Genomic DNA, 24,527 nt, shown 5'->3' on the forward strand with positions numbered 1-24,527 from the left:
TTTATCCTGCTTTTGCCATTTGCATGAGTGTTACGCGCTGCTGGAGGCGGCGCTGTGCCTGATCGACCACCACGGCAATGATGATGACAAGCCCTTTGATGACCATCTGCCAGAAGGACGATACGCCCATCATGACCAGACCGTCGGAGAGAATACCTATAACGAAAGCACCGATAATTGTGCCGCCGATTGTGCCGCGTCCGCCTGACATGGAGGTGCCGCCCAGAACTGCCGCAGCAATCGCGTTCAGCTCGAAAGAGTTACCCGTTGCCGGATGCGACGCCATCAATTCTGACGAGATGATAAGACCTGCAATTGCCGCACAGAAGCCCGAAAACATGTAAACGAACATCTTGACGCGATCAACGCGAATACCGGACATGCGCGCCGCACGTTCATTGCCGCCAACGGCGAAAATCTGTCGGCCAAGGGGCGTGTAACGCGCGATATAAGCGGCTGCGAGTGCGACAACGACCAGAATCCAGATCGACACTGGCAATCCAAGAATGCTGCCCGCGCCCAGGAAACCAAAGCCCTGTGTGCCGAGGTCTTCACGGCCGACGAGGTTCGGGAAGGTCTGACCGTCGGATGATAGCAGTGCCAAGCCGCGCGCGACATAAAGCGTTCCGAGTGTTGCGATGAACGGCGCAACATTGAGCCGCGTTATGAGCAATCCGTTGACGAAGCCAACGGCCACACCGACTGCAAGCGTGATAAGTGAGATTTCAATCACGTTGAAATACATCGTGTAGCCGATGCCAAGGTCAATGCCGTAGATCAACAGGCCGCCAGCGACCATGCCGCAAAGGCCGACGATGGAGCCAACCGACAAATCGATGCCGCCGGTGATAATGACGAATGTCATGCCCATCGCAAGGAATGCGTTGAGAGCTACGTGCTTCGACATCAAAATGAGATTGGCTGTCGAAAGGAAGTTTGGTGCTGCGAATGCGAAGAAAATAAATACTGCAAAAAGCGCAATAAAGGTTCGCAGTTTCATCAGCGTCAGCAGAGCTGAACCGCTCGAAAAGGTTGGGTCAGAGGCTGCCGTGGTTTTGGCTGTCATGACGCGAGTTCCCTTGTTTGTTGGTCATGGTCGTTGACATGTCCGTGGCCCTTGGCCGAAGCGGCAACAATGTCGGCTTCTGTCGCGTTTTCGCGGTCAAATATGGCAATCAGCTTCCCATTGCTGAGCACCGCGATGCGATCGGAGAGCGCCATGACTTCTTCCAGATCAGATGTTGAAAACAGAATAGCGAGCCCTTCACCGGCAAGCCTGCGCATGGTGCGGAAAACGTCAGCTTTTGCGCCAACATCAATACCGCGCGATGGCTCGTCCATCAGCAGAACTTTCGGATTGGTCATCAAAGCCTTGCCGATAACAACCTTCTGCTGGTTGCCGCCTGACATTGAAGTGACCTCAAAATCAGGGTTGGGCGCTTTGATCGCCAAATCTTTGATGGCTTCCTGGATGGCCTGTTTTTCACGCTTGGGCGAAATGTGGAAAAAACGCGCAAGACGATCAAGGCTCGCCAGTGTCAGATTGCTGGCAATCGACAAGATTTGCACCAGACCTTCGCGCTGCCGATCTTCAGGGATCAGCGCCAGTCCGCGTCTGATACGACGGGTGGTGTCACGCTCGGTCACTTTCTTGCCGTCGATGTAAATCTCGCCGGTGGAATGCGCGTGCTGTCCCATGATGCATTCAAAGAACTCGGAGCGTCCGGCACCCATAAGGCCGTAAATTCCGAGCACTTCACCTGCACGAACGCTGAGCGATACATTGTCTACAGCCAGACCGCCAATTGCGCGAGGCAGGGTGATGTTTTCGGCGCGAAACATTTCGCCACCCATCTTGTGCGTCACTGCCTTGGCGAAATCCTTGGCATCAGAGCCAATCATCGACCGCACAATCCATTGCGTGTTGATGTTTTTGATTTCTTCCTGACCGGTAATCTGCCCATCACGAAGCACGGTGATGTAATCGCCAATGCGCATCAGTTCTTCCAAACGATGCGAGATATAGACGATAGCCACACCGCGACTTTTGAGGTCTGCGATTACCTTGAAGAGAATATCCACTTCAGCGGCTGAAAGAGCCGAAGTCGGCTCATCCATGATAACGATACGCGCATCAATCGAAATGGCTTTGGCAATTTCGACGAGCTGTTGCTGACCGATCGGCAGGTCTGCAACCATGGTTCGGGCATCAATGCCCGCATCCAGACGGTCGAGATATTCATTGGCCTTTTTGATCTGCGCCTTGTGGTCAATCCCGCGTATGCCGCGAGTGATTTCACGCTTGGCAAAGATATTTTCCGCGACTGACATGTTTGAAAACAGGTTCAGTTCCTGAAAAATCATCGCAATGCCGCGTTTTTGCGCGTCAGCGGGGCTATCGAAGGATACTTCTTCGCCGTCGAGAATGATCTTGCCAATGGTAGGACGTTCAACACCGGCGATGATTTTCATCAGCGTAGATTTGCCAGCACCATTTTCACCAACCAGCACATTGACTGAACCACGGCGCAATTCGAGATTGGCGCGCTTGACCGCGACAATGCCTGAATAGACCTTCGACACGTCCTCAAGTCTGAGGACGATGTCGTCCTTGTTATGTGTTTCGTCTTCCATGGATCATTTCTCCATGGAAATTGAAACAGGGGTGAACAGCGGCAACTGACCCTTTGATGGCATCGAGAAAGCGCCGGTTGCAGTCACTTTCATACCGATCAGCTCTTCACGCGGCAGTTTTGTAAGCGTTTCGTCGTTTATACGAATATTGAACGACTTACCGAATTGCGCCCATTCAATCTGATTGCGAAATTCGTTGAAGTTGACGATTTTAAGAGCGTCGCGGATTGCAGTGCCACGCACTGTCGGCCCGATCTGAACGCGCGCATCTGCTTTGCCGTCGCCATTGCTGTCCACATCAACATAGGCGGCACGCGATTTGGTTTCTGCGTCAACCACAGTGCCTTCAAGCTTGGTTGCGAAGGTCCATGGCGCATTGCCTTGCTTCTCGCGATGACCGAACTTTTCGCCAGCCTCATCAAGATTGCTATTGGCAGCATCCATCACTTCGCCGAGCGATATGGATTTTTCTGCGAAATAAGGAACGACTTTGCTTTCCCAGATTTCGGCAACCGAGCGATCCGGGTTGAAATTATCGCCGCGTGCTTCTGCGGCTTCTTCTGCTGTTGGCGTTTTGATGATCTTGCAGCCCGAAAGCGCGACGCCGCAGGCCAGCAGGACAATGGAAGCTGACTTCAGCACTGACATGAGAATATCCTCGATAGAAGAAATGCTGTTGGGAGCGCTAACATTTGTCGGCGCTCCCGTCCTCGCAAGCCTTGGGAGTTAGTCCTTCAAAGCGAAGGTTTCGAGCTTGTCTGCATTGTCAGCGTTGATCAGAACGCAATCCATCAGCTGCTTTTCTTCAGCTGGGCCTTTGCCGGTCTTGATGTATTCATCAGCCTGAATAACTGCCATCTGTGCCTGTGCGAAGGCTGGCTGGAGAACGGTTGCCTTGATGCCGCCTGCCTTGATCGAGTCACGAACATCGTTCGAGCCGTCGAAGCCGACAACGATTACATCCTTGCGGCCAGCTGCTTCAAGCGCTGCCCATGCACCCATGGCCATAGTGTCGTTACCAGCGATAACGCCCTTAATATCCGGGTTTGCCTGCAAAATACTCTGCATCTTGGTGAAGGCTTCTGGCTGGCTCCAGTTGGCCGACTGCTGTGCAACCATCTTCAGATCAGGATAATCATCGATCACATCGTGATAGCCCTTGGAGCGGATACCAGCATTCAGATCTGCTTCGCGGCCCAGCAATTCAACGTAATTGCCTTCTTCGCCCATCAGCTTCACGAATTCTTCCGCGCCGAGCTGCGCACCCTGATAATTGTTGGAAACAATCTGGGAGACGGCAATGCCGGTCGCGTTGATTTCGCGGTCGATCAGGAAGGATGGAATGCCAGCATCTTTTGCCTTCTGAACAGCAGCGATTGACGCTTCTGAACCGGCATTGTCGAGAATGATGGCTTTTGCGCCACGGCCGATTGCCGTGTCGACAAGCTGCGACTGCTTGTTGGCATCGTCATCATGCACGAGGATAAGTGTTTCGTAGCCAAGTTCCTTGGCTTTTGCTTCAGCGCCAACGGCTTCCGCTTTAAAGAATGGATTGTCATGCGATGGCGTGATGATCGCGATAAGGTCTGCTGCCCAGGCCGGCATGACCGCGCCACCTGCCAAGGTGGCCGAAAGAGCTGCTACGGCAAAACCGCGCGCAATTGTCCTACGTGTAAACTTCATGTTTTCCTCCCAATTAAAGCCCCATTTCCCAAGAGGCAGTGAAGGGAGAGCTTGCGCTCTCCCCGATAGATATTACGTGATGCGACGAATGCTTTCTGCAATTTCTTCTGGTTCGAAAACGTTTTTCCAATCGTCGCGCATCAGCGCTGGAATGCCGAATTCGATTGCCTTGTTGCATGCATCCGAGAACACGCCCTGAACTTCGCCAAAGATGACAGCGCCCAGAACATTCATGTGGCCGAGCAGGAAGTCGCGTGCTGCTTCTTCAGGAACGCCGCGACGAACGGTTTCGTCCATGGCCTGCTTCATAACAACGAGAAGCGAAGCTGCAACGGTTTCCGAAAGGCCTGGCTCAAGAATTGCGAGCTGCTCAACAGTGACGCGGTGCGAGCGCATGACAGGAGCCCAGATGACCTTGGCGACTTCTTCGCCGAGTGCATAGGCTTCTTCCGGACCCTGCATCAGAGCCGAAACGATGTGCTGCTTGGCAGCAATACCGCCGAAGAAATCGCGCTTTGCAGCAGGATCGGTTTCATCGTTGAAGATTGGCGGATGGCAAGGATGCGTGACGAAATAGGTGAGGTCTGCGCGTTCTGGCAGGTGACCGGCGAATGGTGCTGCTGCATCGAGTGCAACAACCATGGTGCCTGGCTTCAGCTTGTCAACGATGCCTGCTGCAACTTTACCGATGATGGTATCTGGAACAGCCAGGATAACGACTTCTGCGCCTTCAAGACCTGCATCAACATCGACTGTATCTAGGCCGAGATCGTCCTTCAGACGTGCTTTACCGACTTCGCTGACTTCGATGTGACGAACGTCAAAGCGCGAACCTTTAAGGTTCTTGGCCAGACGGTAGCCCATCTTGCCACCTGCGCCGAACAGAGCAATAGCTGTCATGATTGTATTTCCTTCCCGTAGTTTTGGTAGCTTAACTGGTATAACCAGTCAATGAGTATTCCAGATTTAAGCGGTGAGACCGTCACGAATCTGGCTGAAATATCCGTCAGAACCGACCTGACCGCCCTTAAGGGCAATCTGTAGGCCGTTGGTGGCGGGGTGAGCGCCGTGCGCCGTACAAAGCGGCGACCCCGGTGTTTGTGGCAGCGGCAGAAGCGTGGTGAGTGCATCGACATGCAATTCACGCAATGCGTGGCTGGAAGTATCGCCGCCTGCGATTACAGCGCGGGTAAGTTTTTCGCGCTCAACAAGGCTGCGGAGGATGAAGCCGAGGCTGCGTGCCAGCTTGTGTCGGCTGCCTGTGATCTTATCGATTTCGGTTCCACGATCAGCCGATGGACCAAGCGCCGTGTTCAAGATCACGCTGTTACCCTGCTGAAGTGCCTGCTGACCCTGAGCGATGGCAGTTTCGATTGCCTGATTGCTGTTTTCGCCAAGCAGATCGAGCGGATTAAGATCAATGCCGGTGAATCCTGATGCCGTCGCATGACGGATCTGGCGTTCAGTTGTCGGTGATACGCTGCCCGAAACAACCGCAATGCGGTCAGCTTTGCCGGGAAGTGGGAATTCTTTTGTAGTGCCGATCAGTCCGGCCTTTGCCCATGCAGCCAAAAGCGCATATTCAACGCCTGACGAGCCAGCAACGAACCAGCCAGCATCAGGCCGCAGACGCCAGAGTTGTTCGCCTGCCTGCAACTGGCTTTCGCGGCTGTCCACATCAAGCAGCAACATGCCGTCAGCATCTTTGACAATCGCGTCTACAAGGTCATTTGCATCGGCGGCTGAAAGCGCTACGAGGTCGGCAAGTACGGTTTTAAGCGCCGTCTGCTGAGCGAGATGCACGCGCAGGTCGGCTTCATGCATGGGTGTAACCGGATGACGGCTCATGACCGGATGACGGTCGATGCGATAGACTTCGCCCTGATAAGCCGCAAACAGATTACCAAAGGACGTGTAGCGCTTCAATTGCGGTGCGCCGACAATCACCGGCACATAGGCCTGATCGAAGATCGCTTTGCCTATTTCGACAGCCTTGCCGATATTGCCCACCTTCGGTGCAGAATCGAATGTCGAGCAGACTTTGTAATGCACAATCGCTGCATTAAGGCTTTTTAGCCAGTTGAATGCAGGCGTGAGATTTTCCTGCATCCATTCCGGCGTCTCGCTGCGGCTGGTGCCAGCGAGGCCAATCGCCTTGCAATGCGAAAAGCGCGAAAGCAGCGCTTCGTCCGGCACATTCATGAACAGAACGGTATCGACACCATTGGATGCCATGGCCTCCATAACGTCGGTGGAGCCGGTGAGATCGTCGCCGTAATAAGAGAGAAGAAGATCGTGAGGTGCTTTTGACATTATTCGCCTCCCCCATTTGCGTTAACGGGGCCGAACTTCGCAAGCGAAGCCGCAAGTTCAGGATGGTCCGTTGCGTAAGTTTCGAGTGGAATGCCCGCGACTGCTGCTTCCCATGCCTGCTGCACGGCGCGAACGCCCGATGCTGGTCCGCCGGGATGGCTGACAATGCCGCCGCCGCAAAGATAAAGCAGGTCCGTCGTGCGGCCTGTGCGCTCATAGGTTTCCGGTGCCTGTCCGCCCCATTGGCCGGAACCGGCAACGGGAAGCGGGCAATCGGATGGATCAAATAGCGGCGTACTGACGGCCTTGAACGAATTAACGAAGCTTTCGTCAGGCTCCCAGTATTTCACGCGGATGCCGTTGATCTGGAACTGATCCACGCCGAGCAAGCGCCAGAACTGCTGATAGACGCGGAAATCCATGCCAGTGCCCGGATTGCGAGTCAAAATATCCCAGCCATTGCGATGTGCGTGCAGAACAAGGCCGGAGCGCTTGCGCAGGAAGCTCATGCCGCCAAAACCGACCGAGTTGATGTTGACCACGGCGCAATTGCCGCCAGCCTTTAGCACCATGTCATGATTGCGCATCATTTCATCAGGATCAGCATGCGAAATGCCAAACGCATACATGACCTTTTTACCTGTCTTCTGTTCATGATTGAGAATAAGCGGCATGATCGCTGCAATGCGCTCTTTAAGCGGCGAATAGACCGGACTCATCAGCTTTTCATCGTCCTTGATGAAATCAACGCCCGATTCAATAAGTTCGCCGACGAGTTCTGCTGTCTCCTGCGGACGTAGACCAAGCGCTGGCTTAACGATCGTGCCGATGATCGGGCGCTTTTCGACGCCTGTCAGACGACGGCTTCCGGCAATGCCGAATTGTGGGCCAGGATGCGCATTCTTGAAGGCTTCCGGCAACTTCATATCGACAACGCGAATGCCGGTCATGCCCTTGATCGAGTAAACACCGCCAACAGCAATGGTCATCAGCGCTGCAAGGTCGGTGCCGACCGCATCAAGCGGAAAAGAAATATCAACATCGGCGCGCTTAATTGGGCCGTGTCCGGGTTCAAGTTCTGGCCAAGCGGGAACTGTTGCATCTTCGAGCGGGCGAATTTCCAGAACACGCGCTGCAACGCGAGCTTTGAGTTCTTCTGTCTCGCCAGGAAGGGCGACAAAAGTGCCGGTTGACTGATCGCTGGCGATCTTGGCTGCCATCTGTTCGATGCTGCCGGTTGTCTCAATGCGATAGGTCAGACAGATATTCATCGGATTTTTTGTCGCTCGCTGCTTGTTTTAAAGCGCATCTTTTCCGAAAATCGTTTCACACTTTTCGGGATCCGCTCTCGTTTCCACCCATGTCAGAAATGCTCCGACAGTTTATTTCGCGCATCGCCCCGAAAGTTTCTCCTCGCTTTCAAGGATGCGACTGAAGCGCTTGGCTCCGAGTGCGAACTGGTATAATGAGTATTCCAATATCTGCAAGTGGAAAATTGTTAGCCCATTCACGAGAAAGTGGGTAACAGCTTTTATCTGGTCGCTTGACGATGCATAAGAGGAGAACGTGCGTGAGCAGCGAGATGCAATGAACAAGCCTATAGAACCTATCGTTCGCCGCAAATTATCCGATGAGGTTTTTGACCGGCTTGAAAACATGATTACGTCGGGCGAACTAATGCCCGGCGATGAGATGCCGTCTGAGCGTGTCTTGATGGAACGCTTTGGCGTAGGCCGTCCTGCGATCCGTGAAGCTATGCAATCGCTCGCCAAAATGGGGTTGGTCAGCATTTCGCATGGTGAGCGCGCAAAGGTCTTGAAGCTCACTGCGAGGTCTATCTTTCAACAGGTTGATCCGACAGCAAAAATCATGCTGGCACAGTCGATTGATTCGCTTGAGCATCTTAAGAATGCGCGTATTTTCTTTGAGCGTGGAATTGCGCGCGAAGCGACTTTGAAGGCAACCGCGCAGGATGTTGCTGATCTGAAAGCAATCGTTGATCGGCAGCGCACGTCGCTGGGCGATGCGGATGCATTCATCTCTGCCGATATGGAATTTCACATTCGAATTGCGAAGATTTCGGGCAATCCGATCTTTGTGGGCCTAAGTGAAGCAATGCTCGCATGGCTGCGTGAATATCATACCCATATGTTGATATGGACGGGTAAAGAAAACTTCACGCTCGTCGAGCATGAGGAAATTCTTGATAGAATCGCCGCCAAAGACGCCGATGGCGCCGAAGGTGCCATGCGTCACCATCTGGAGCGCTCACGAGACCTTTATACAAAGTAATTCGTCATCAGCTTTCGGGGATATTTTCTCTGAATATCACCTGAATGCGTGGTGGATGTTCATCGAACGGCTGATTTTTGATGGTGTTGATCAGGACTGACAGGGCTTCACGCGCTTCCACACGCGGGTTCTGATCAATCACTGCGTCCATTGTTCCATTGAGCAGGAAGCGTTTGGTGTCTTCGGTCAGTTCATGCCCGATAAATACGATAGCGCCGGATTTACCTGCATCCGACAAGGCCTGTCCAATGCCCTGATTTCCTGCGCCAAGATTATAAATGCCAGCAAGGTCTGCATGGCGTTTAAGGACAGCAGTCGTTTCGCTATAGGCGCGCTCTCGGTCATCTTCGATTTCGTTGAGTTCAACGATGTTGAGATGCGGAAATTCCTCCGAAATGGCGCGGCGAAAGCCCATTTCGCGCTCTTCATGGCCGCGATATGAGAGCGACCCTGCAAAAAGCGCAATCTTGCTTCCTCTGGATTTTCCCAGAAAACGTCCCAGAATATAGCCGCCAAGACGGCCTGCTGCGCGATTATCGATGCCGATGTAACGGATGCGCGGCACATGCAGAATATCAGAGGCAATCGTCACAATAGGAATGCCGGACTGGGCGAGCGAACGCATTGCTTCGCGCACGCTTGGATGATCAAGCGCAATGACGCCGACGCCGTGCGCTTTGCCCTTCAGGTTTTCCAAGGCTTGCGCCAGCGTATCCGGGTTGAAACCTTCGACGCTGTGTATGGTCACATCAATTTCTGGCTGCAACAGTGCCTGCTTGGCGATCTGGTCATGCAGATTGGCTATGAATGTGTTGGTTCCTGCGGGGAGTACAAAGGCGAGCTTGATTGATTTCAATGGAACGGTTTCTTCGCTCAGTGTTCCTGCGATATAGCCAAGACTATGCGCTGCATTGAACACGATTTCCCGCGTTCGGTTGCTCACACCCGCACGGTTGTTTAGGACACGATCGACAGTCGCAGTCGATACGCCTGCCGCCTTGGCAACATCTGTAATTTTTGATCGCAAGCCTGATTCCTCAATTCTACGCATTCTTGATGTTTAATTTACATCAAAAACCATCATTTGCACGTATAAAAGCAGATAAAATTGTCGTTGAGATCATTTTCCGATCAAAAAAGATTGCTAATGATGTAAAATGATTTGTTGTGATGTTGACACCTTCTAAAGCTATCTTCAATAATTCGCTCCGTGTCGATGGAGGTCGATTTCATTGGGCGGAGCCATTCAAGGTTCTTCTTGATGTCGCATGTCATGGGAGGAATGTATGAGCGCAGCGCAGGGCTTTGCCCCTGATCCGCAGGTTCGGGTTCGGGATTTCAAGATTGGTTGCATCGGTGCGGGCATGATCATGGCCGAGTGCCATCTTGCCGCCTATAAGCAGGCAGGTTTTAACGTTGCAGCCATCGCTTCGCGCACCAGATCAAAGGCCGCAGAGGTTGCCGAGCGCTGGGGGATTGCTAATGTTCACGACACGCCTGAAGCGCTGATCGCTGACGACAATATTGAAATTATTGATATTGCCTATCCGCCAGATCAGCAACCGGCACTGATCCGCAAAGCGTTGGCAGAGCCGCATATCAAGGGCGTTCTCGCGCAAAAGCCGCTGGCTCTGACGCTCGAAGAAGCCATTGCACTGCGCGATGAAGCGGCAAAAGCTGGTAAAATTCTCTCCGTCAATCAGAACATGCGCTACGATCAGTCAATGCGTGTTCTCAAGCAAATCCTCGATAAGGGTGAACTTGGCACGCCGGTCATGGCGACCATTGAAATGCGCGCTATCCCGCATTGGCAGGCTTTTCTTGAAGATTACGATCGTCTCACGCTGTCCAATATGAGCGTACATCATCTGGATGTGTTGCGTTTCCTGTTTGGCGAGCCTGACACCATCACCACGCTGACACGTACCGATCCGCGCACGAAATTTGAGCATAAGGACGGTATCACCGTTTCGACGCTGATGTTTCCAAGCGGCGTGATGGCTGTTTCGATGGAGGACGTCTGGTCAGGTCCGCGCGAAGAGGGCTTTGACAGCGATATTTACATCAAATGGCGCGTCGAAGGCACCGAGGGCGTGGCAAAAGGAACGATTGGCTGGCCGGATGGGTCGCCATCAACCCTGACCTATGCTTCCAAAAAGACGACGGACGGCAAATGGGTCAGCCCTCAATGGGACACCATGTGGTTCCCGCATGCTTTCATCGGCGTGATGGAGCAGTTGCAATATGCGCTTCATTCCGGCGAGCCGCCCGCTTTGTCGGTTGCTGACAATGTGAAAACGGTTGCGCTTATCGAGGCTGGTTACAAGTCCATCGATGAAGGCCGCACGGTCAGACTGTCTGAAATATCGATTAAATAATCATTTAAATGGGAGGATTTCTAACATGATGCAGGTTGGCATTTTCAGCGGCTATTTCCCTTATTCGCTTGAGGAAACAGCAAAAAAGATCCGTGCGCTTGACTTCAATACTGTCCAGCTGGATATGCATTTCAAGGATATTGATCTTAGTGCTGGTCAGATCACCAAGGATAAGTGCATTAAAATTCGCGAGACATTCCGCGATCATAATCTGCCGATTTCGTGCATTTCCGGTTATACGAACATCATTCATCCCGACAAGGCTGAGCGCGAACGTCGCGTGGGTTATCTCAAGGAGATTATCCGCCACGCGCAGTATCTCGGCACGCCTTATGTGATTTCAGAAACCGGCACTTACAACACAGAGTCTGACTGGGTCCATCATCCCAAGAACAAGACCGAAGAAGGCTTTGAAGAATGCCGCAAGGTCATCGCGGATCTGTCGCAGTTTGCCTATGATCATGGCGCAGTGTTTCTTCTCGAAACCTATGTGAACAACGTCGTCGGTTCTGTTGAAGAAACAGTAAAAATGTTTGCTCAAGTCGATCATCCGGGCCTTGGTCTGCTGATGGACCCAACCAATTATTTCGAGACGCACAATATCGATCGTATGGATGAAATCCTCAATCAGGTTTTCGATACGCTAAGCGATAAGATCAAAATTGGTCATGCCAAGGACGTTAAGCGCTCTGGCGATGACAAGAGTGAAAAGCATGCCGACATTGGCGATGCTGAAGCTCTTGAAAGCCATACTTTCCGCGGCGTCGGCGAAATTGAATTGCCTGCTCCGGGTCTTGGTTCGCTGAACTATGATCTTTATCTCAAGCGTCTGGCGCAGAAACATCCAAACATTCCGATGATCATCGAGCATCTTGATGAGGCGGATGTGCCGCGTGCGAAGAAATTCCTCGACGGCAAACTGCGCGCGCAGGGACTCTGATACCACCTCGGGCGGGATGGGGCGGCCGATGCTTTAACATAAGAGTTTGCATCGACCGCCATTTTAAATGAAGTGGCTGTAAGCCTCAGTATCTAAGGTTTGAAAATGGTGAAGCTTTACGGAGAGGCGAAGTCGCGTCGCGATATTGCAGCTTGCAGCGGTTCCTTTGCGCAATTTGCTGGCGTACGCCTCATGGTGCTCGAAGACGGACTGGAACGCGGCATAAGAATGCTGGAGTTCCGTTCTGGCACTGGCTTGCGCTTCACCGTTCTCGTGGACCGCGCCATGGATATTGCCGATTGCGAATATCGTGGCATGGCTATCGGCTGGAATTCACCGTCTGGTTTCCGTCATCCGGGTCTTCATGAATATGAAGGCGAAGGCGGTCTTGGCTGGATGCGCTCATTCTCCGGCCTTCTGGTGACTTGCGGTCTTGACCATATCCTCTTCATGTATGACGAACCAGCCGGCCATTATAATTATAAACCGCGTGAGACAATCAAGCATTCCATTCATGGTCGCGTTGGCACCATTCCGGCCAAACTCACAGGCTATGGCGAGCGCTGGGAAGGCGATGAATGCTATCTCTGGTGCGAAGGCGTTGTGACCCAAGGGACGGTCTTTGGCGAGCATCTGGAACTGACGCGTCGCATCGAAATTAAGGCTGGCACCAACGACATCAAACTGACGGATCGCGTGACCAATCGCGGTTTTTACCGCACGCCGCATATGTATTGCTACCATATCAATGTTGGTCATCCGGTTCTTGCCGAGGGTTCGCGTTATCTGGCACCGCTCAAGGATGTGGTCTGGGCCGCTCACGCGGGTGAAGATTATGAAAAACAGGGCGTTGGCTATCGCTCACTGCCTGCACCGCAGATGAATTTCCATGAACAGGTCTGGCAGCATGAAATGGGTGCAGACGCCAATGGCGAAGTGCCTGTTGCGCTGGTCAATGATCGGCTGGGCATCGGCTTTGAAGTTATAACACGCAAGGATCAGTTCCCTTGCATGTATGAATGGCAGAACCTGCAAGCCGGGCAATATGCACTAGGCATCGAGCCTGCAACAAATCACGTTCAGGGGCACGGTGCTGCACGCGATCGCAACGAGCTGATCTGGCTCGAACATGGAGAAGAACGTCGCTACGACAGTACGTTCCGTATTCTTGGTGATGCGGCGAGCATTGCGGAAACCGAAACACGAATTGCCGCAATCGCTAGGCAGCCAGAAGAAGAATATCCGGTGCCATCCGGTAATCACATTGCCATTGGAGGCCGTTCATGAGCAGTGCATCCATGTTTTCAGTAGCAGGTAAAACCATTCTTTATACAGGCGCTGCAGGTGGCCTCGGACTTGAAACCACGTTGAATTTTTTGCGTGCCGGTGCGCGGGTTGTGGCTATCGATCACAACCGGAAAAAAATCGAAGAGCTGAAAAGCAAAGCCGAGGGCGAAGGTCTGGGCGGGCTTTCGATCCACGCACTTGACCTGTCTGAATTGTCTGCACTTCGCCGCGCATTAGAAGAGATTAGCCTTGAGGCTGGCGGCTTTGATGTCGTGATCAACAATGCTGCGATCTATCCGTCCAAGTCGTTTGAGGACTATACGCTTGAGGAAATGCAGAAGGTGCAGCACATCAATGTTGATGCGGGCATTGTTTGCGTTCAGGTAGCGCTGCCGCATATGCGCGAAAAAGGATGGGGCCGTATCATTAATATTGCAAGCGTCACAGCCTATGGCGGCTGGGCACTGTTGTCGCCTTATGTGCAGTCGAAAGGTGCTTTGATCGGGCTTGCGCGGGCATGGGCGCGCGAATTTGGTGGCTATGGCATTACCGTCAACGCAATTGCGCCGGGTGCATTTCCGACAGATGCCGAGAAAATTCATCCTGATCCAGACGGCTACACAAAGTTCGTACTTGAGCATCAAGCAGTGAAGCGCCGCGGGTCGTCCAAAGATATTGCTTCCGCGCTGATGTTTTTGGCTTCGGATGAAGCCGGGTTTATCACAGGGCAGACCTTGAATGTGGATGGCGGCTGGGTAATGCATTAAAACGGGCCTGTTTTCTATGGAAGGCATTTTTGCGTTTACCTGATCCGGGTGATGGATTAGGAAAAGATGCAGCCATAGCGGTATTACTCTTTTGTAGGGTTCTTTTATCTTTGACAGGCGAAAAAGCGCTTCCCAGAAAAAGCCGACGCAAAGGCTCAGGTGTCACCATGGCCGATGTGGCTGCGGCCGCGGGTGTTTCCATGCAGACCGTGTCGCGCACGCTGCGATACCCGGACACAGTGACGCCGGAAAAGCGCAAGATCATTCAGGATGCAATCGAGAAGACGCATTACGTGCATAATTTGGCTGCAAGCCATCTTGCATCGCATAAAAGCAATACGGTTGCCGCGATTATCCCGACGCTGTCCGCTTCGGTTTTTGCTGATACAATTCAGCACTTTTCTGACGTGCTGCATCGAGCTGGCTATCAGATTTTCCTGGGCAACACCGATTATAGTCAAGAACGCGAGGAAGAGATTATCCGCAGCCTGCTCGGACGGCGCCCAGATGGTATTTTTCTCATTGGTACGCAACATACCAAAGGCAGTATCGCACTGCTTAAACGCGCGGAAATTCCTATTGTTGAAAGCTGGGATATGACGGATCGTCCGCTTGATCGGCTGGTGGGATTTTCCAATGCTAACGCCATTGGTAACATGGTTGATCACCTGCTTGAAACGGGCAAGCGCCATATCGTTTTTGCCGGTGTTGTGCGCAAGGGTGACAACCGTGCAGCAGAGCGCCGTGCCGCATTTGAAGCAAAAATGGCGAATAGTTTTTCCGATCAAAAGCCACGCATGACCATCGCAACGGATATGCCGCTGGTCATGACATCGGGCGTTGATCTTTTGGCTCTTGTCCGCGCGCAGTATCCGGAAGCCGATGCAATCATGTTTTCAAGCGATATTCTGGCATCGGGCGCGCTGCTTGAAACGCAGCGCCGTGGCATAAATGTGCCTGAACAACTGGCAATTACTGGCTTTGGCGACTTTGAGCTTTCCCAACATCTCGTGCCGCCATTGACGACGGTTGCAGTTCCCTCCGCTCGCATTGGCCGTCAGGCCGCAAAGCTTTTGCTAGAGGGAATGCGCGGCGAGGTTTCCGTACAAAATATTGTCGATGTTGGCTTTGAACTGAAGATCAGAGCCAGCGGATAAGAATAATCGATTGATCTTTGCGCTAAATTCTTGTTGAAAAATGTTAGCGCTCACTTTAGAAATATCAACAACAGAAGTTAATTTTCTGCAGATCAAATGAGAGTCGTAAGGATAGCGCTATGGGCGTTTTAACTGGGTATCGGGTTTTGGATTGTTCAATCGCCATGGCGGGCCCATTTGCGGCCCAGCGGCTCGGTGATCTTGGGGCTGATGTGGTGAAGGTTGAGCCAACGACAGGCGAATGGCAGCGCCATGTGGCGGCTGGTGGGGCAGAAGGCAATCAGATCAATGTGTCCTTCCTGTCGCTCAACCGTAACAAGCGTTCGCTGGCGGTTGATCTCAAGTCGCCCGATGGCAAACAGGTCCTGCTAGATCTTGTCAAAACCGCCGACGTGTTCTTGCAAAATTATCGTCCGGGTGTCGCCAAGCGTTTGGGCGTCGATTATGAATCACTTTCGAAGATCAATCCGAAACTGATTTATGTTTCGATTTCCGGCTATGGCGAAGATGGACCGTACGTGAACCGCCCGGGACAGGACCTTGTGTTGCAGGGCATGTCGGGTGCCATGCTGTCTGCCGGTCGTGAAGGTGAAGCACCAACCGCGGCTGGTCAGTATCTTGTTGATGCAATCACCGCCTATACTGCCTTTGAAGGCGCATTGGCTGCACTTCTGCATCGCGAACGTACCGGCGAGGGCCAGCTTGTGCAGGTCAATATGCTCGATGCCATCACCACAATCCAGATGCAGGAACTCTCGGTTTTCACAGTGGGTGGCAAGCCGCAAACGCGTTCTGCCGAACCGCATGCGCATGTCTATATTCGCGCGCCTTATGGTGCTTTTGCGACCTCTGACGGTTTTATCATTGTTGCATTTCCGAAGCTTAAAACACTCGGCGAAGTGATTGGCGAAGACAGTTTTCTGACCATGAATGACGAAGTCGATACATGGGCTCGCCGCGATGAAATCTTTGCCAAGACGCGTGAGAAGCTCAAGACGAAGACCTCCGCGGAATGGCTCGAACTGCTGCGTGCTGCCGATATCTGGTGCGGTCCGGTCTATGGCTATGGCGATCTCGTTGAGGACGAGCAGATCAAGCATAACGGCACATTTGTCGAATATGAGCATCCGACCGAAGGCAAGGTGAAGACGCCTGGCTTCCCGATCCGCTTCTCCAAGACTCCATCAACCGTTGATCGCGGTGCACCGATCACCGGTCAGGACACGCGCGATATTTTGGCCGAGGCCGGTTACGCGACAGATAAGATTGATGCGCTTGAGCAATCCGGCGCTGTGGTTTCGGGGAAAATCTGAAATGCAGGTGATTAAGGCACTCACCTGGGATCACCCGCGTGGTTTCAATGCATTGGCCGCAGCCGCCAAGCGTCCGGAAATGGCAAGAGAAGGACTTCTGATCAGTTGGGAAAAGCAGCCGCTTGAAGGCTTTGAATCGCATCCGATTGCTGATCTTTGCGCGCGTTATGATCTTGTGGTTCTCGATCATCCGCATGTGGGTGAAGCCGTTGATGGCAAATGTCTTCTTTCGCTTGAGGAGGTCTTTGGACAAGAGACACTTGCAGCACTTGCTGATGCAAGTATTGGCCCTTCGCTGACCAGCTATCGCTTTGCGGGAAATCATTGGGCGTTGCCGCTCGATGCCGCAACGCAAGTCATGGCTTTGCGGCCCGATCTCCTGGACGAAGTTCCAGTGACGTGGGATGAGGTTGCAAAGCTTTCGCGTGAAAGCGGCAAAGTTGCGCTTTCCCTTGCTGGACCACACGCCTGCCTTTCGTTTCTGTCGATAGCGGCAGCCTTAGGCGAGCCGCCAGCCGAAAAAGACCCTGATATTCTCGTCTCACAAGCGACTGGCAGACAAGTCTATGATCTGATGGCCGAACTTGCGGCTCGCAGCCCCGCATCGGTGCGGCAGAAAAATCCTATCGGCATACTTGGCCATATGGCAGTAAATGACGATGTCGCGCTTTGTCCGCTGGTCTACGGCTATGTGAATTATGCGGCTCCACAAAGCGGTCATCCGCTGGCTTTTCACAATGCGCCACGCTTGGCTGCAAATGGCCGTCCGGGTTCGACACTAGGAGGCACAGGCATCGGGATTTCGCGAAGTTGTAACGTGACGCCGGAATTGAAAGATCATCTTCTGTGGCTCCTGAGCCGCGAGGCACAATGCAGTTTCATTCCTGATCACGACGGTCAGCCATCGCGCCGCGATGCCTGGGCTGACGAACGTGTTAATGCGCGCTGGGGCGATTTTTATCGCAACACTGCGGATACGCTGGAGCAGGCCTATGTGCGTCCGCGTCATGATGGCTACATCGCTTTTCAGGGGAAAGCTTCGGTACTTTTGGGTGCTGCGTTTGATGAGCGGCGCTCGGCTGACTTAGTTTTGAACGAACTCCAGTCTCTTTATGCCGCTTCGCGTGTAAATGGTGGTGAAAGGTAGGGTTTTATGACCGACGACGTAAAATTTGAAGTCCATGGAGCCGTGGCTGTCATCACGCTTAACCGTCCGCAAAAACTCAATGCGGTTACGCCGGAAATGGCGGATGCGATTGTGGCTGCCGTCACCGAATGTAATGACAGCGACACGATCCGTTGCGTTATTCTTACTGGCGCTGGCGAGCGTGCCTTCTGTGCAGGTTCCGATATTCGCGAACTCGACACCTATGAAACGCCCTGGCAGTTTCGCAACCGCCCGGATTATTGCGATGCGTTTCGCGCGCTCCTCAAGCCGTCCATTGCAGCCGTTAACGGCTATGCCTTTGGCGGTGGACTGGAAACGGCAATGTCCTGCGATATTCGCATTGCTTCGGACAATGCGCAATTTGCAGCACCTGAAATCAAGCTGGGCTGGATTGGCGGCGGTGGCATGGCAGCGCATCTCGCCCATTCCGTCGGCGCATCCAATGCGGCATTGATGGTCATGACCGGTGATCCGATTTCGGCGGAAAAAGCCGAGCGCTGGGGACTGGTCAGTGAGGTGGTCCCACCGGCGGATTTGCTCAAACGTGCGCGTGAAATCGCGGGTGTGATTGCATCACGCGCACCGATTGCTGCTGAAACTGCAAAGCTTAATCTCAAGGCCGCCGTTTCGATGCCGCTTGAAAAAGCCATCGAGTATGAGCGCGACTTGCAAACGATTTGCTTTGCAACGGCTGATGCACAAGAGGGCCGGGCGGCTTTTAAGGAAAAACGGCCTCCTATTTTCAAGCGCCGCTAAAATTGGTTTGTAGAAAAGCCCCGTGCGTGTTGCGCGAGGCTTTTATCATTCATACTCTGCCTGTGGTCGATGCGTTGAGCAGATCAAGCGCGCCTTGTTTTGTTAATTCAACCGGATTTCCATCTGCTGTCGGATCGACAATTGCCATTTCCGCGATCAGCGTCTTGCGGCCCTCATCCATATCAAGGCCTTTAATAAAATCCTGCAATGTATCGGGAACACCGAGATCGCTTCGCAGCTTCATGATAGCATCGACAAAGCCATCAAATCCGCCCTCAATACCGAGATAATTAGCAAGCCGTTTGATGCGCTCTTCGATTGCCGCACGGTTGTGATGCAGAACATAGGGCATGAAAACGGCATTTGTCATGCCATGATGGGTGTCATAAAGAGCGCCGATAGGATGGGAAAGGGAGTGGATTGCGCCCAGTCCCTTTTGAAATGCCGTAGCGCCCATGGAAGCTGCTGCCATCAAATTGGCACGGGCTTCAATATCTGCGCCATTCGCATAGGCTTTCGGCAGATTTTCAAACACAAGGCGGATGCCTTCAATCGCAATGCCATCGGCCATCGGGTGAAAACCGGGCGCACAATAGGCTTCCAGACAATGCGCAAGCGCATCCATGCCGGTGCCAACAGTGATGAATGGCGGCATCCCTACTGAAAGTTCAGGATCGGCAATGACCGTGACGGGAAGCATTTTCGGGTGAAAGATCACCTTCTTGGTGTGGGTGGCTTCATTGGTTAGAACACCTGCGCGGCCCACTTCCGAACCTGTGCCAGCGGTGGTTGGCACAGCAATAATTGGGGCTATGGCTTTGCTGTCGGCGCGGGTCCACCAGTCGCCAACGTCTTCAAAGTCCCATACAGGGCGTGTTTGGCCTGACTGAAAGGCAATCAGCTTGCCAAGATCAAGCGCTGAACCGCCGCCAAAAGCAATCACGCCGTCATGCTTGCCGTCATTAAAGACGTTTACGCCTGCATTAAGGTTGCTCTCGACCGGATTGGGCTTCACATCGGAAAAGACCGCATATTTGACGCCTGCTTCATCAAGAATTGCGAGCGTGGAGGCGACGACTGGCAATTGTGCAAGTCCGGGATCAGTGACGAATAACGGGTGTTCGATGCCCGCTGCTTTTAGCACGGCTGGCAGTTCTTTGATACGGCCCGGTCCGAAAAGCACGGTAGTCGGGAAATTCCATTTGGCGGTCAGAGTGGTCATGTCGATTGCTTTCCAGAGACTCAATAATTCAGATTTTTTCACGCAGATGGAAGGATTTTGGTCGCGTGAGATTGCCATAGCCGATGGGCGAGAGGGCGGCACCCTTGCCGGTATCCTTCACGCCGGTCCAGACCAATGCGGGATCGAGATAATCGCAGCGATTCATGAAAACGGTTCCGGTTTCAATGCGATCGCCGAGAGCCGCTGCGTGGTCGGTGTCAGTCGTCCAAAGCGAGGCGGTGAGGCCGTAAATGCTGTCATTCATCAGCGCCAATGCTTCTTCATCATTGCGCACCTTCATGATGCCGACAATAGGGCCGAAGCTTTCTTCACGCATGACGCTCATCTGGTGATCGACGTGGGTGAGCACTTCCGGTGCAATATAGGGCGAACCGGCAATATCGTTTTCTACGCTCATGTTGACGTGGGATTTTGCACGTTTGCGCAGGGCTTCGGCTTTCTGTTCACGAATGAGATCGGCAAAGCGGGCCTGTGCCATGGGGCCAAGTGTAGTCGAGGCATCCAGCGGATTGCCGACGACATATTGCTTCGTCAGATCAATGAAACCATCGACAAAGCGGTCATAGACGGCTTCATGAACGTAGATGCGTTCGATGCCACAACAGCACTGGCCGGAATTGAAAAACGTGCCATCAACCAGATTGGCGACGGCGTGATCGATATTGACGTCGGGTAGCACATAGGCCGGGTCTTTGCCGCCAAGCTCCAGCCCAAGAGACATGAAAGTGCCAGAAGCAGCTTTTTCAATTGCGCGTCCGCCGGCAACCGAACCAGTAAAATTGACATGATCGATCTGACCCGATGAGAGTAGCTTTTCGGTCGAGGCATGATCCAGAACGATATTCTGAAAAACACCTTTTGGAAGTTCGGCTTGTTCAAAAGCCTGCGCAAAGCGCTCGCCGGTCAGAAGCGTCTGCGTTGCGTGTTTGAGAAGCACAGTATTTCCGGCCATCAGCGCCGGAATGATCGTATTGACGGCTGTGAGATAAGGATAGTTCCACGGCGCAATCACCATCACCACGCCAAGCGGAACATGCTTTACATAGCGGCGGAAGCCATCTTTCTGTGCAGGCACATAGGCTTGCAGCGCGTCTTTCGCGATGTCGATCATATATTGGCCGCGTTCCTGTACGCCGCCATTTTCGCCTCCATAGCGCGTAGGTCGGCCCATCTGCCATGCGATTTCAGGAATGATCTCAACCTGCATTGCGCTAAGAGCATCCAGTGCCGCACGGCAATAACGAGCGCGTTCTGCGATGCTTAATGCGGCCCAGCCGGACTGTGCTTGTTTTGCTGCGGTGATTGCACCGTTGATTGCGGCATCAGTTGCATAGGCGCGCTCTGCGTAAACTGAGCCGTCGATAGGGGAGATGATCTTGGCAGTGCCGCTCATCGGGCAATTCCTCTGTACGAAATTAATAGCGTTCGAAGCCGCGATGCAGTTCCCAGTCGGTCACGCGGCGGTCATATTCAATCTGCTCCCAGTGGGCTGTGTGAACGTAATGATCGACCACATTCTCACCAAGTGCCTCCTTGAGAAAGCCCGAGTTCTTGAGCGCTTCCGCTGCCTCCCGCAACGTATAGGGAATTTCCTTGAGTTTCACGGCGCTATAAGCGTCGCCGACGAATGGATCTTCCAGTTCAAGATTTTCGTCAATGCCCTTAAGTCCTGCTGCAATAAGCGCTGCAAATGCCAGATAGGGGTTGAGATCAGCGCCACCAATGCGGCATTCAATACGGATTGATTTGCTGCCTTCGCCGCAAAGGCGGAAACCCGCCGTGCGGTTATCCTGGCTCCACATGATCTTGGTGGGTGCAAAAGTTCCGGCCTGAAAACGCTTGTAGGAATTGATGTAGGGGGCCAGAAAATAGGTGTAATCGGCAGCATATTTAAGCTGGCCTGCCACCCACGAGCGCATCAGAGGCGTCATGGTATAGGGTGCTTTTGGATCAAAGAATAAAGGTTCTTTGCCATCCGCGCTCCAGATGGAGTTATGCACGTGGCTGGAACTCCCAGCCTTGGCATAATCATATTTCGCCATGAAAGTGATAGATTTGCCATGCGCTTCGGCAATTTCCTTCATGGCATTCTTCATGATTACATGCCGGTCTGCCATGTCGAGCGCTTCCGCATAGCGCACGTTCAATTCTTGCTGGCCGGGTCCCCATTCTCCCTTGGAGTTCTCAACCGGAATGCCTGCCGCACCAAGATGGTTGCGCATTGCGCGCAGCACCTGCTCTTCTTTGGTGGTCAGATGGATCACATAGTCCTGCACATAAGGGGATGCAGTCTCCAGTTCCTGCCAATGCTTGGCGCGCGCTGTTTTATAGGTCTCATCAAACACGTAGAATTCGAGTTCAGATGCAAAATAGGCGCGATAACCACGCTCATGCAGCCGTGCGAGCTGCTTTTTGAGAACGGCACGCGGTGAGTGCGCGAGGTCTTCATGATCGTGATGATCAAGTACGTCGCACAAAACTATGGCCGTCTTTTCCAGCCACGGCGCAAGCCGCAGCGTGGAAAGATCGGGCTTCATAACGAAATCGCCATAGCCTTTGTCCCAGCTTGCCGCCTCATAGCCGGGCACTGGCTCCATATCGATGTCATTGGCTAGAAGATAGTTGCAGCCATGCGTTTCGTCATGGGCAGTTTCAACAAAGAATTCTGCATAGAAGCGTTTGCCGATCAAGCGGCCTTGCATATCGACGAAGCAGGCGAGAACCGTGTCGATTTCGTTATTTGCGACGGCTTTTTTCAATGTGTCGAAAGTCAATTGTTCGGCCATTATGCTTCGCTCCTCACGGTATCACGCGCTCAATTTTCCTAAAGATCACAGCAAGCCGCATAGCCCAGGCTTCCTGCGTTTCAGGAGTAGCGATTTCGTCGTTGCGTATCTCGATCATTGCACATGGGGCATTGCGCGGTCGCGCATGGCGCTCCAGCGTGTAATAGACCCGGTCGGCTGGCGAATAGGGTTCATTTACACCCACATTCAGCGAATTGTCCTTTTCAAGTGCTGCAATCAAAGGCTCTGCAATGCGCGCATCCGCGTCGTGAATAATGCCAATCGGCCATGGACGCGAGACGCCCTTATAGATCGGTGTAAAGGAATGGATCGTCACGATCCACGAAGCTAGACCACGCGCTGTACGCTTATGAATGACTTCCTCTATGCGCCGGTGAAATGGTCTGTGCGACAAATCAATACGCGCTGTACGCTCAAGAGAATTGAGATCGTTATTGCCGGGAATGACAGTCGTTTCACTGATTTCTGGAATAAGGTCACGTGCATCCAGCGGGCGATTGCAATCAATCAGCAAACGTGAATAGGTCGCCTCCAGCAAAGGGGCATCAAGCTGTTCACTGAGTTGACGTGCAACCTCTACAGCGCCGGGGTCCCAGGCAATGTGTGCGATTAGGGATTGAGGGTCGAGGCCAAGCCCATCGAAGCCTTCTGGAATATAATTGGATGCATGTTCGCAAACGAAAACATACGGACTTTTCCCATCTTCGTTGACAACCAAAACCGGCTTTTGGACCAAGTCTTGGCGATCTTGCTTGTCGGCCATTCTGTCTATTCCCCGCGCTGTAACTTCTGTTACGTTTTATGATTGCGTGCGCTATTGCGGAATATTTGATACGCCGTATGATGCTTTGTCAAATATAATTTTGCGCGAATTTGAAAAGAGCTGCCCGAATGGAAAACGCCAGCATTGCGGAGTTGTTGAACGAACGGATTGATAGCATGCCTGCGGGTGAGCGTAGTGCAGCGCAGACACTGATCGCCAACTATCCCATGCTTGGTCTGAAGACTGTGGCTGAATTTTCAGCACAGGCAGGCGTAAGCTCACCGACCATTTTGCGATTTGTGAACAGGCTGGGGTTTCAGAGCTATTCCGAGTTTCAGGCACGTTTGCAGGATGAGCTCGCAGCGCAGTTGCAATCTCCGCATCATCGCAACGAACAGCCCGAGAAGGCACCGGATACGGCCTATCCTGCTGTCGAATATACGCTTGATAATATTCGGGAAAGTTTCAGGCATTTAGGAGACAGGCAGTTGCAGCAAATCGTTGCGGCACTGAGCAATTCCAAGGGAAATGTCTATCTGATCGGCGGACGTTTTACCGATCCAATAGCGCAATATATGACCGCCCATATGTCAATTATCCGTCCCCATGTCTTTCATCTGGGAGGACAAGAAAGCATGTGGCGTGACCGGCTGCTGGATATGGGAAAACGCGATGTCCTCGTCGTTTTCGACATTCGTCGTTATCAGCATAGTTTGTTGAGACTTGCTGAAAAAGCGCGTGGGCGAGGTGTTGAGGTCATTCTCATCACTGATCAGTGGCTTTCACCGATTGCACGCGTTGCGGGGCATGTGTTGGCTGGGCGCATCGCGGTGCCATCTGCATGGGATTCCTCCGCATCAATTTTCGTTCTCGCTGAAACCATTATTCGCGAAATGACGCGTGCCTTGGAGCACGATAGTGCTGCGCGCATCGCTGAGCTTGAAGCGTTGCGATAAAGCATCTCCTATCAAAAAAGCAGTTCCGATTTACCGGCTGATGTTGTAGCCAAGGTCCGAAACGATGCTA

22 protein-coding genes are annotated in these 24,527 nt (G+C 52.8%); 10 read left to right on the forward strand and 12 right to left on the reverse strand.

Annotated elements, in window-relative coordinates; all coding sequences use genetic code 11:
* Position 1 precedes the first annotated feature (1 nt).
* The 7 genes from CEV31_RS09010 to oiaX all read right to left on the reverse strand — a co-directional run bounded on the left by CEV31_RS09010 (position 2) and on the right by oiaX (position 7,901).
* Positions 2–1,066, reverse strand: coding sequence for an ABC transporter permease (locus CEV31_RS09010; RefSeq protein WP_094506740.1), 1,065 nt, complete (start codon positions 1,064–1,066; stop codon positions 2–4).
* Positions 1,063–2,634 (reverse strand): sugar ABC transporter ATP-binding protein, encoded by a 1,572-nt coding sequence (locus tag CEV31_RS09015; protein WP_094506741.1) that lies wholly within the window; start codon positions 2,632–2,634, stop codon positions 1,063–1,065. The genes CEV31_RS09010 and CEV31_RS09015 overlap by 4 nt, the downstream gene beginning before the upstream one ends.
* 3 nt (positions 2,635–2,637) lie before the next feature.
* Positions 2,638–3,282: a DUF2291 family protein gene (locus CEV31_RS09020; protein ID WP_094506742.1), complete on the reverse strand. Its 645-nt coding sequence runs from the start codon at positions 3,280–3,282 to the stop codon at positions 2,638–2,640.
* 78 nt (positions 3,283–3,360) lie between these two features.
* Complete coding sequence (locus CEV31_RS09025; protein ID WP_094506743.1) at positions 3,361–4,317, reverse strand: D-ribose ABC transporter substrate-binding protein; 957 nt, start codon at positions 4,315–4,317, stop codon at positions 3,361–3,363.
* 72 nt (positions 4,318–4,389) lie between these two features.
* The gene (locus CEV31_RS09030) at positions 4,390–5,217 is read right to left on the reverse strand and encodes a phosphogluconate dehydrogenase C-terminal domain-containing protein (protein ID WP_094506744.1); all 828 of its coding nucleotides are present in this window, start codon (positions 5,215–5,217) and stop codon (positions 4,390–4,392) included.
* Positions 5,218–5,283: 66 nt separating this feature from the next.
* Entirely contained in the window at positions 5,284–6,630 is a 1,347-nt protein-coding gene (locus CEV31_RS09035; protein WP_094506745.1) for a four-carbon acid sugar kinase family protein, read from the reverse strand.
* Positions 6,630–7,901 (reverse strand): 3-oxo-isoapionate-4-phosphate decarboxylase OiaX, encoded by a 1,272-nt coding sequence (gene oiaX / locus CEV31_RS09040; protein ID WP_094506746.1) that lies wholly within the window; start codon positions 7,899–7,901, stop codon positions 6,630–6,632. The genes CEV31_RS09035 and oiaX overlap by 1 nt, the downstream gene beginning before the upstream one ends.
* Positions 7,902–8,217: 316 nt before the next feature.
* Here oiaX and CEV31_RS09045 point away from each other — a divergent pair, with 316 nt between their 5' ends.
* Positions 8,218–8,922, forward strand: a complete 705-nt coding sequence (locus tag CEV31_RS09045; RefSeq protein ID WP_094506816.1) for a transcriptional regulator NanR — start codon at positions 8,218–8,220, stop codon at positions 8,920–8,922.
* A gap of 7 nt (positions 8,923–8,929) precedes the next feature.
* Here the strand turns inward: CEV31_RS09045 and CEV31_RS09050 are convergent, their stop codons facing one another.
* Positions 8,930–9,949, reverse strand: a complete 1,020-nt coding sequence (locus tag CEV31_RS09050; protein ID WP_094506817.1) for a LacI family DNA-binding transcriptional regulator — start codon at positions 9,947–9,949, stop codon at positions 8,930–8,932.
* A gap of 259 nt (positions 9,950–10,208) precedes the next feature.
* On the opposite strand from CEV31_RS09050, the gene CEV31_RS09055 reads away from it, so the two are divergent.
* The 8 genes from CEV31_RS09055 to CEV31_RS09090 all read left to right on the forward strand — a co-directional run bounded on the left by CEV31_RS09055 (position 10,209) and on the right by CEV31_RS09090 (position 18,688).
* On the forward strand, positions 10,209–11,300 hold the full coding sequence (locus CEV31_RS09055; protein ID WP_094506747.1) for a Gfo/Idh/MocA family protein: 1,092 nt from the start codon (positions 10,209–10,211) through the stop codon (positions 11,298–11,300).
* Between the two features lie 25 nt (positions 11,301–11,325).
* Positions 11,326–12,240: a sugar phosphate isomerase/epimerase family protein gene (locus tag CEV31_RS09060; RefSeq protein WP_094506748.1), complete on the forward strand. Its 915-nt coding sequence runs from the start codon at positions 11,326–11,328 to the stop codon at positions 12,238–12,240.
* A 105-nt stretch (positions 12,241–12,345) separates the two neighbouring features.
* A complete protein-coding gene (locus tag CEV31_RS09065) occupies positions 12,346–13,527 on the forward strand; it encodes an aldose 1-epimerase family protein (protein WP_094506749.1) in 1,182 nt (393 codons plus the stop codon).
* On the forward strand, positions 13,524–14,294 hold the full coding sequence (locus CEV31_RS09070) for an SDR family NAD(P)-dependent oxidoreductase (protein WP_094506750.1): 771 nt from the start codon (positions 13,524–13,526) through the stop codon (positions 14,292–14,294). Before CEV31_RS09065 ends, CEV31_RS09070 begins: the two co-directional genes overlap by 4 nt.
* Positions 14,295–14,461: 167 nt before the next feature.
* On the forward strand, positions 14,462–15,451 hold the full coding sequence (locus CEV31_RS09075; RefSeq protein ID WP_235818060.1) for a LacI family DNA-binding transcriptional regulator: 990 nt from the start codon (positions 14,462–14,464) through the stop codon (positions 15,449–15,451).
* A 119-nt stretch (positions 15,452–15,570) separates the two neighbouring features.
* The gene (locus CEV31_RS09080; protein ID WP_094506752.1) at positions 15,571–16,764 is read left to right on the forward strand and encodes a CaiB/BaiF CoA transferase family protein; all 1,194 of its coding nucleotides are present in this window, start codon (positions 15,571–15,573) and stop codon (positions 16,762–16,764) included.
* Position 16,765: 1 nt separating this feature from the next.
* On the forward strand, positions 16,766–17,911 hold the full coding sequence (locus CEV31_RS09085) for an ABC transporter substrate-binding protein (protein WP_094506753.1): 1,146 nt from the start codon (positions 16,766–16,768) through the stop codon (positions 17,909–17,911).
* Between the two features lie 6 nt (positions 17,912–17,917).
* Entirely contained in the window at positions 17,918–18,688 is a 771-nt protein-coding gene (locus tag CEV31_RS09090; RefSeq protein ID WP_094506754.1) for an enoyl-CoA hydratase/isomerase family protein, read from the forward strand.
* Between the two features lie 49 nt (positions 18,689–18,737).
* Here the strand turns inward: CEV31_RS09090 and CEV31_RS09095 are convergent, their stop codons facing one another.
* Genes CEV31_RS09095 through CEV31_RS09110 form a run of 4 tightly spaced genes read right to left on the reverse strand, consistent with a single transcriptional unit; the run spans position 18,738 to position 23,501 of the window.
* Entirely contained in the window at positions 18,738–19,910 is a 1,173-nt protein-coding gene (locus CEV31_RS09095; RefSeq protein WP_094506755.1) for an iron-containing alcohol dehydrogenase, read from the reverse strand.
* Positions 19,911–19,938: 28 nt separating this feature from the next.
* Positions 19,939–21,324: an aldehyde dehydrogenase family protein gene (locus CEV31_RS09100; protein ID WP_094506756.1), complete on the reverse strand. Its 1,386-nt coding sequence runs from the start codon at positions 21,322–21,324 to the stop codon at positions 19,939–19,941.
* 22 nt (positions 21,325–21,346) lie between these two features.
* On the reverse strand, positions 21,347–22,717 hold the full coding sequence (locus CEV31_RS09105; protein WP_094506757.1) for a glutamine synthetase family protein: 1,371 nt from the start codon (positions 22,715–22,717) through the stop codon (positions 21,347–21,349).
* A gap of 13 nt (positions 22,718–22,730) precedes the next feature.
* On the reverse strand, positions 22,731–23,501 hold the full coding sequence (locus tag CEV31_RS09110; RefSeq protein WP_094506758.1) for an N-formylglutamate amidohydrolase: 771 nt from the start codon (positions 23,499–23,501) through the stop codon (positions 22,731–22,733).
* 110 nt (positions 23,502–23,611) lie between these two features.
* Between CEV31_RS09110 and CEV31_RS09115 the strand changes: the two genes are divergently transcribed.
* Positions 23,612–24,457: a MurR/RpiR family transcriptional regulator gene (locus tag CEV31_RS09115; RefSeq protein ID WP_094506759.1), complete on the forward strand. Its 846-nt coding sequence runs from the start codon at positions 23,612–23,614 to the stop codon at positions 24,455–24,457.
* The last annotated feature ends 70 nt before the right edge of the window (positions 24,458–24,527 follow it).

Source organism: Brucella thiophenivorans (assembly GCF_002252445.1).
Taxonomy (GTDB): Bacteria; Pseudomonadota; Alphaproteobacteria; order Rhizobiales; family Rhizobiaceae; genus Brucella; species Brucella thiophenivorans.

Excerpts from the sequence above, each read along its gene's own strand:
- CEV31_RS09010 (WP_094506740.1), bottom strand. The coding sequence starts at position 1,066 with ATGACAGCCAAAACCACGGCAGCCTCTGACCCAACCTTTTCGAGCGGT.
- CEV31_RS09015 (WP_094506741.1), bottom strand. The coding sequence starts at position 2,634 with ATGGAAGACGAAACACATAACAAGGACGACATCGTCCTCAGACTTGAG.
- CEV31_RS09020 (WP_094506742.1), bottom strand. The coding sequence starts at position 3,282 with ATGTCAGTGCTGAAGTCAGCTTCCATTGTCCTGCTGGCCTGCGGCGTC.
- CEV31_RS09025 (WP_094506743.1), bottom strand. The coding sequence starts at position 4,317 with ATGAAGTTTACACGTAGGACAATTGCGCGCGGTTTTGCCGTAGCAGCT.
- CEV31_RS09030 (WP_094506744.1), bottom strand. The coding sequence starts at position 5,217 with ATGACAGCTATTGCTCTGTTCGGCGCAGGTGGCAAGATGGGCTACCGT.
- CEV31_RS09035 (WP_094506745.1), bottom strand. The coding sequence starts at position 6,630 with ATGTCAAAAGCACCTCACGATCTTCTTCTCTCTTATTACGGCGACGAT.
- oiaX (WP_094506746.1), bottom strand. The coding sequence starts at position 7,901 with ATGAATATCTGTCTGACCTATCGCATTGAGACAACCGGCAGCATCGAA.
- CEV31_RS09045 (WP_094506816.1), top strand. The coding sequence starts at position 8,218 with ATGAACAAGCCTATAGAACCTATCGTTCGCCGCAAATTATCCGATGAG.
- CEV31_RS09055 (WP_094506747.1), top strand. The coding sequence starts at position 10,209 with ATGAGCGCAGCGCAGGGCTTTGCCCCTGATCCGCAGGTTCGGGTTCGG.
- CEV31_RS09060 (WP_094506748.1), top strand. The coding sequence starts at position 11,326 with ATGATGCAGGTTGGCATTTTCAGCGGCTATTTCCCTTATTCGCTTGAG.
- CEV31_RS09065 (WP_094506749.1), top strand. The coding sequence starts at position 12,346 with ATGGTGAAGCTTTACGGAGAGGCGAAGTCGCGTCGCGATATTGCAGCT.
- CEV31_RS09070 (WP_094506750.1), top strand. The coding sequence starts at position 13,524 with ATGAGCAGTGCATCCATGTTTTCAGTAGCAGGTAAAACCATTCTTTAT.
- CEV31_RS09075 (WP_235818060.1), top strand. The coding sequence starts at position 14,462 with ATGGCCGATGTGGCTGCGGCCGCGGGTGTTTCCATGCAGACCGTGTCG.
- CEV31_RS09080 (WP_094506752.1), top strand. The coding sequence starts at position 15,571 with ATGGGCGTTTTAACTGGGTATCGGGTTTTGGATTGTTCAATCGCCATG.
- CEV31_RS09085 (WP_094506753.1), top strand. The coding sequence starts at position 16,766 with ATGCAGGTGATTAAGGCACTCACCTGGGATCACCCGCGTGGTTTCAAT.
- CEV31_RS09090 (WP_094506754.1), top strand. The coding sequence starts at position 17,918 with ATGACCGACGACGTAAAATTTGAAGTCCATGGAGCCGTGGCTGTCATC.
- CEV31_RS09095 (WP_094506755.1), bottom strand. The coding sequence starts at position 19,910 with ATGACCACTCTGACCGCCAAATGGAATTTCCCGACTACCGTGCTTTTC.
- CEV31_RS09100 (WP_094506756.1), bottom strand. The coding sequence starts at position 21,324 with ATGAGCGGCACTGCCAAGATCATCTCCCCTATCGACGGCTCAGTTTAC.
- CEV31_RS09105 (WP_094506757.1), bottom strand. The coding sequence starts at position 22,717 with ATGGCCGAACAATTGACTTTCGACACATTGAAAAAAGCCGTCGCAAAT.
- CEV31_RS09110 (WP_094506758.1), bottom strand. The coding sequence starts at position 23,501 with ATGGCCGACAAGCAAGATCGCCAAGACTTGGTCCAAAAGCCGGTTTTG.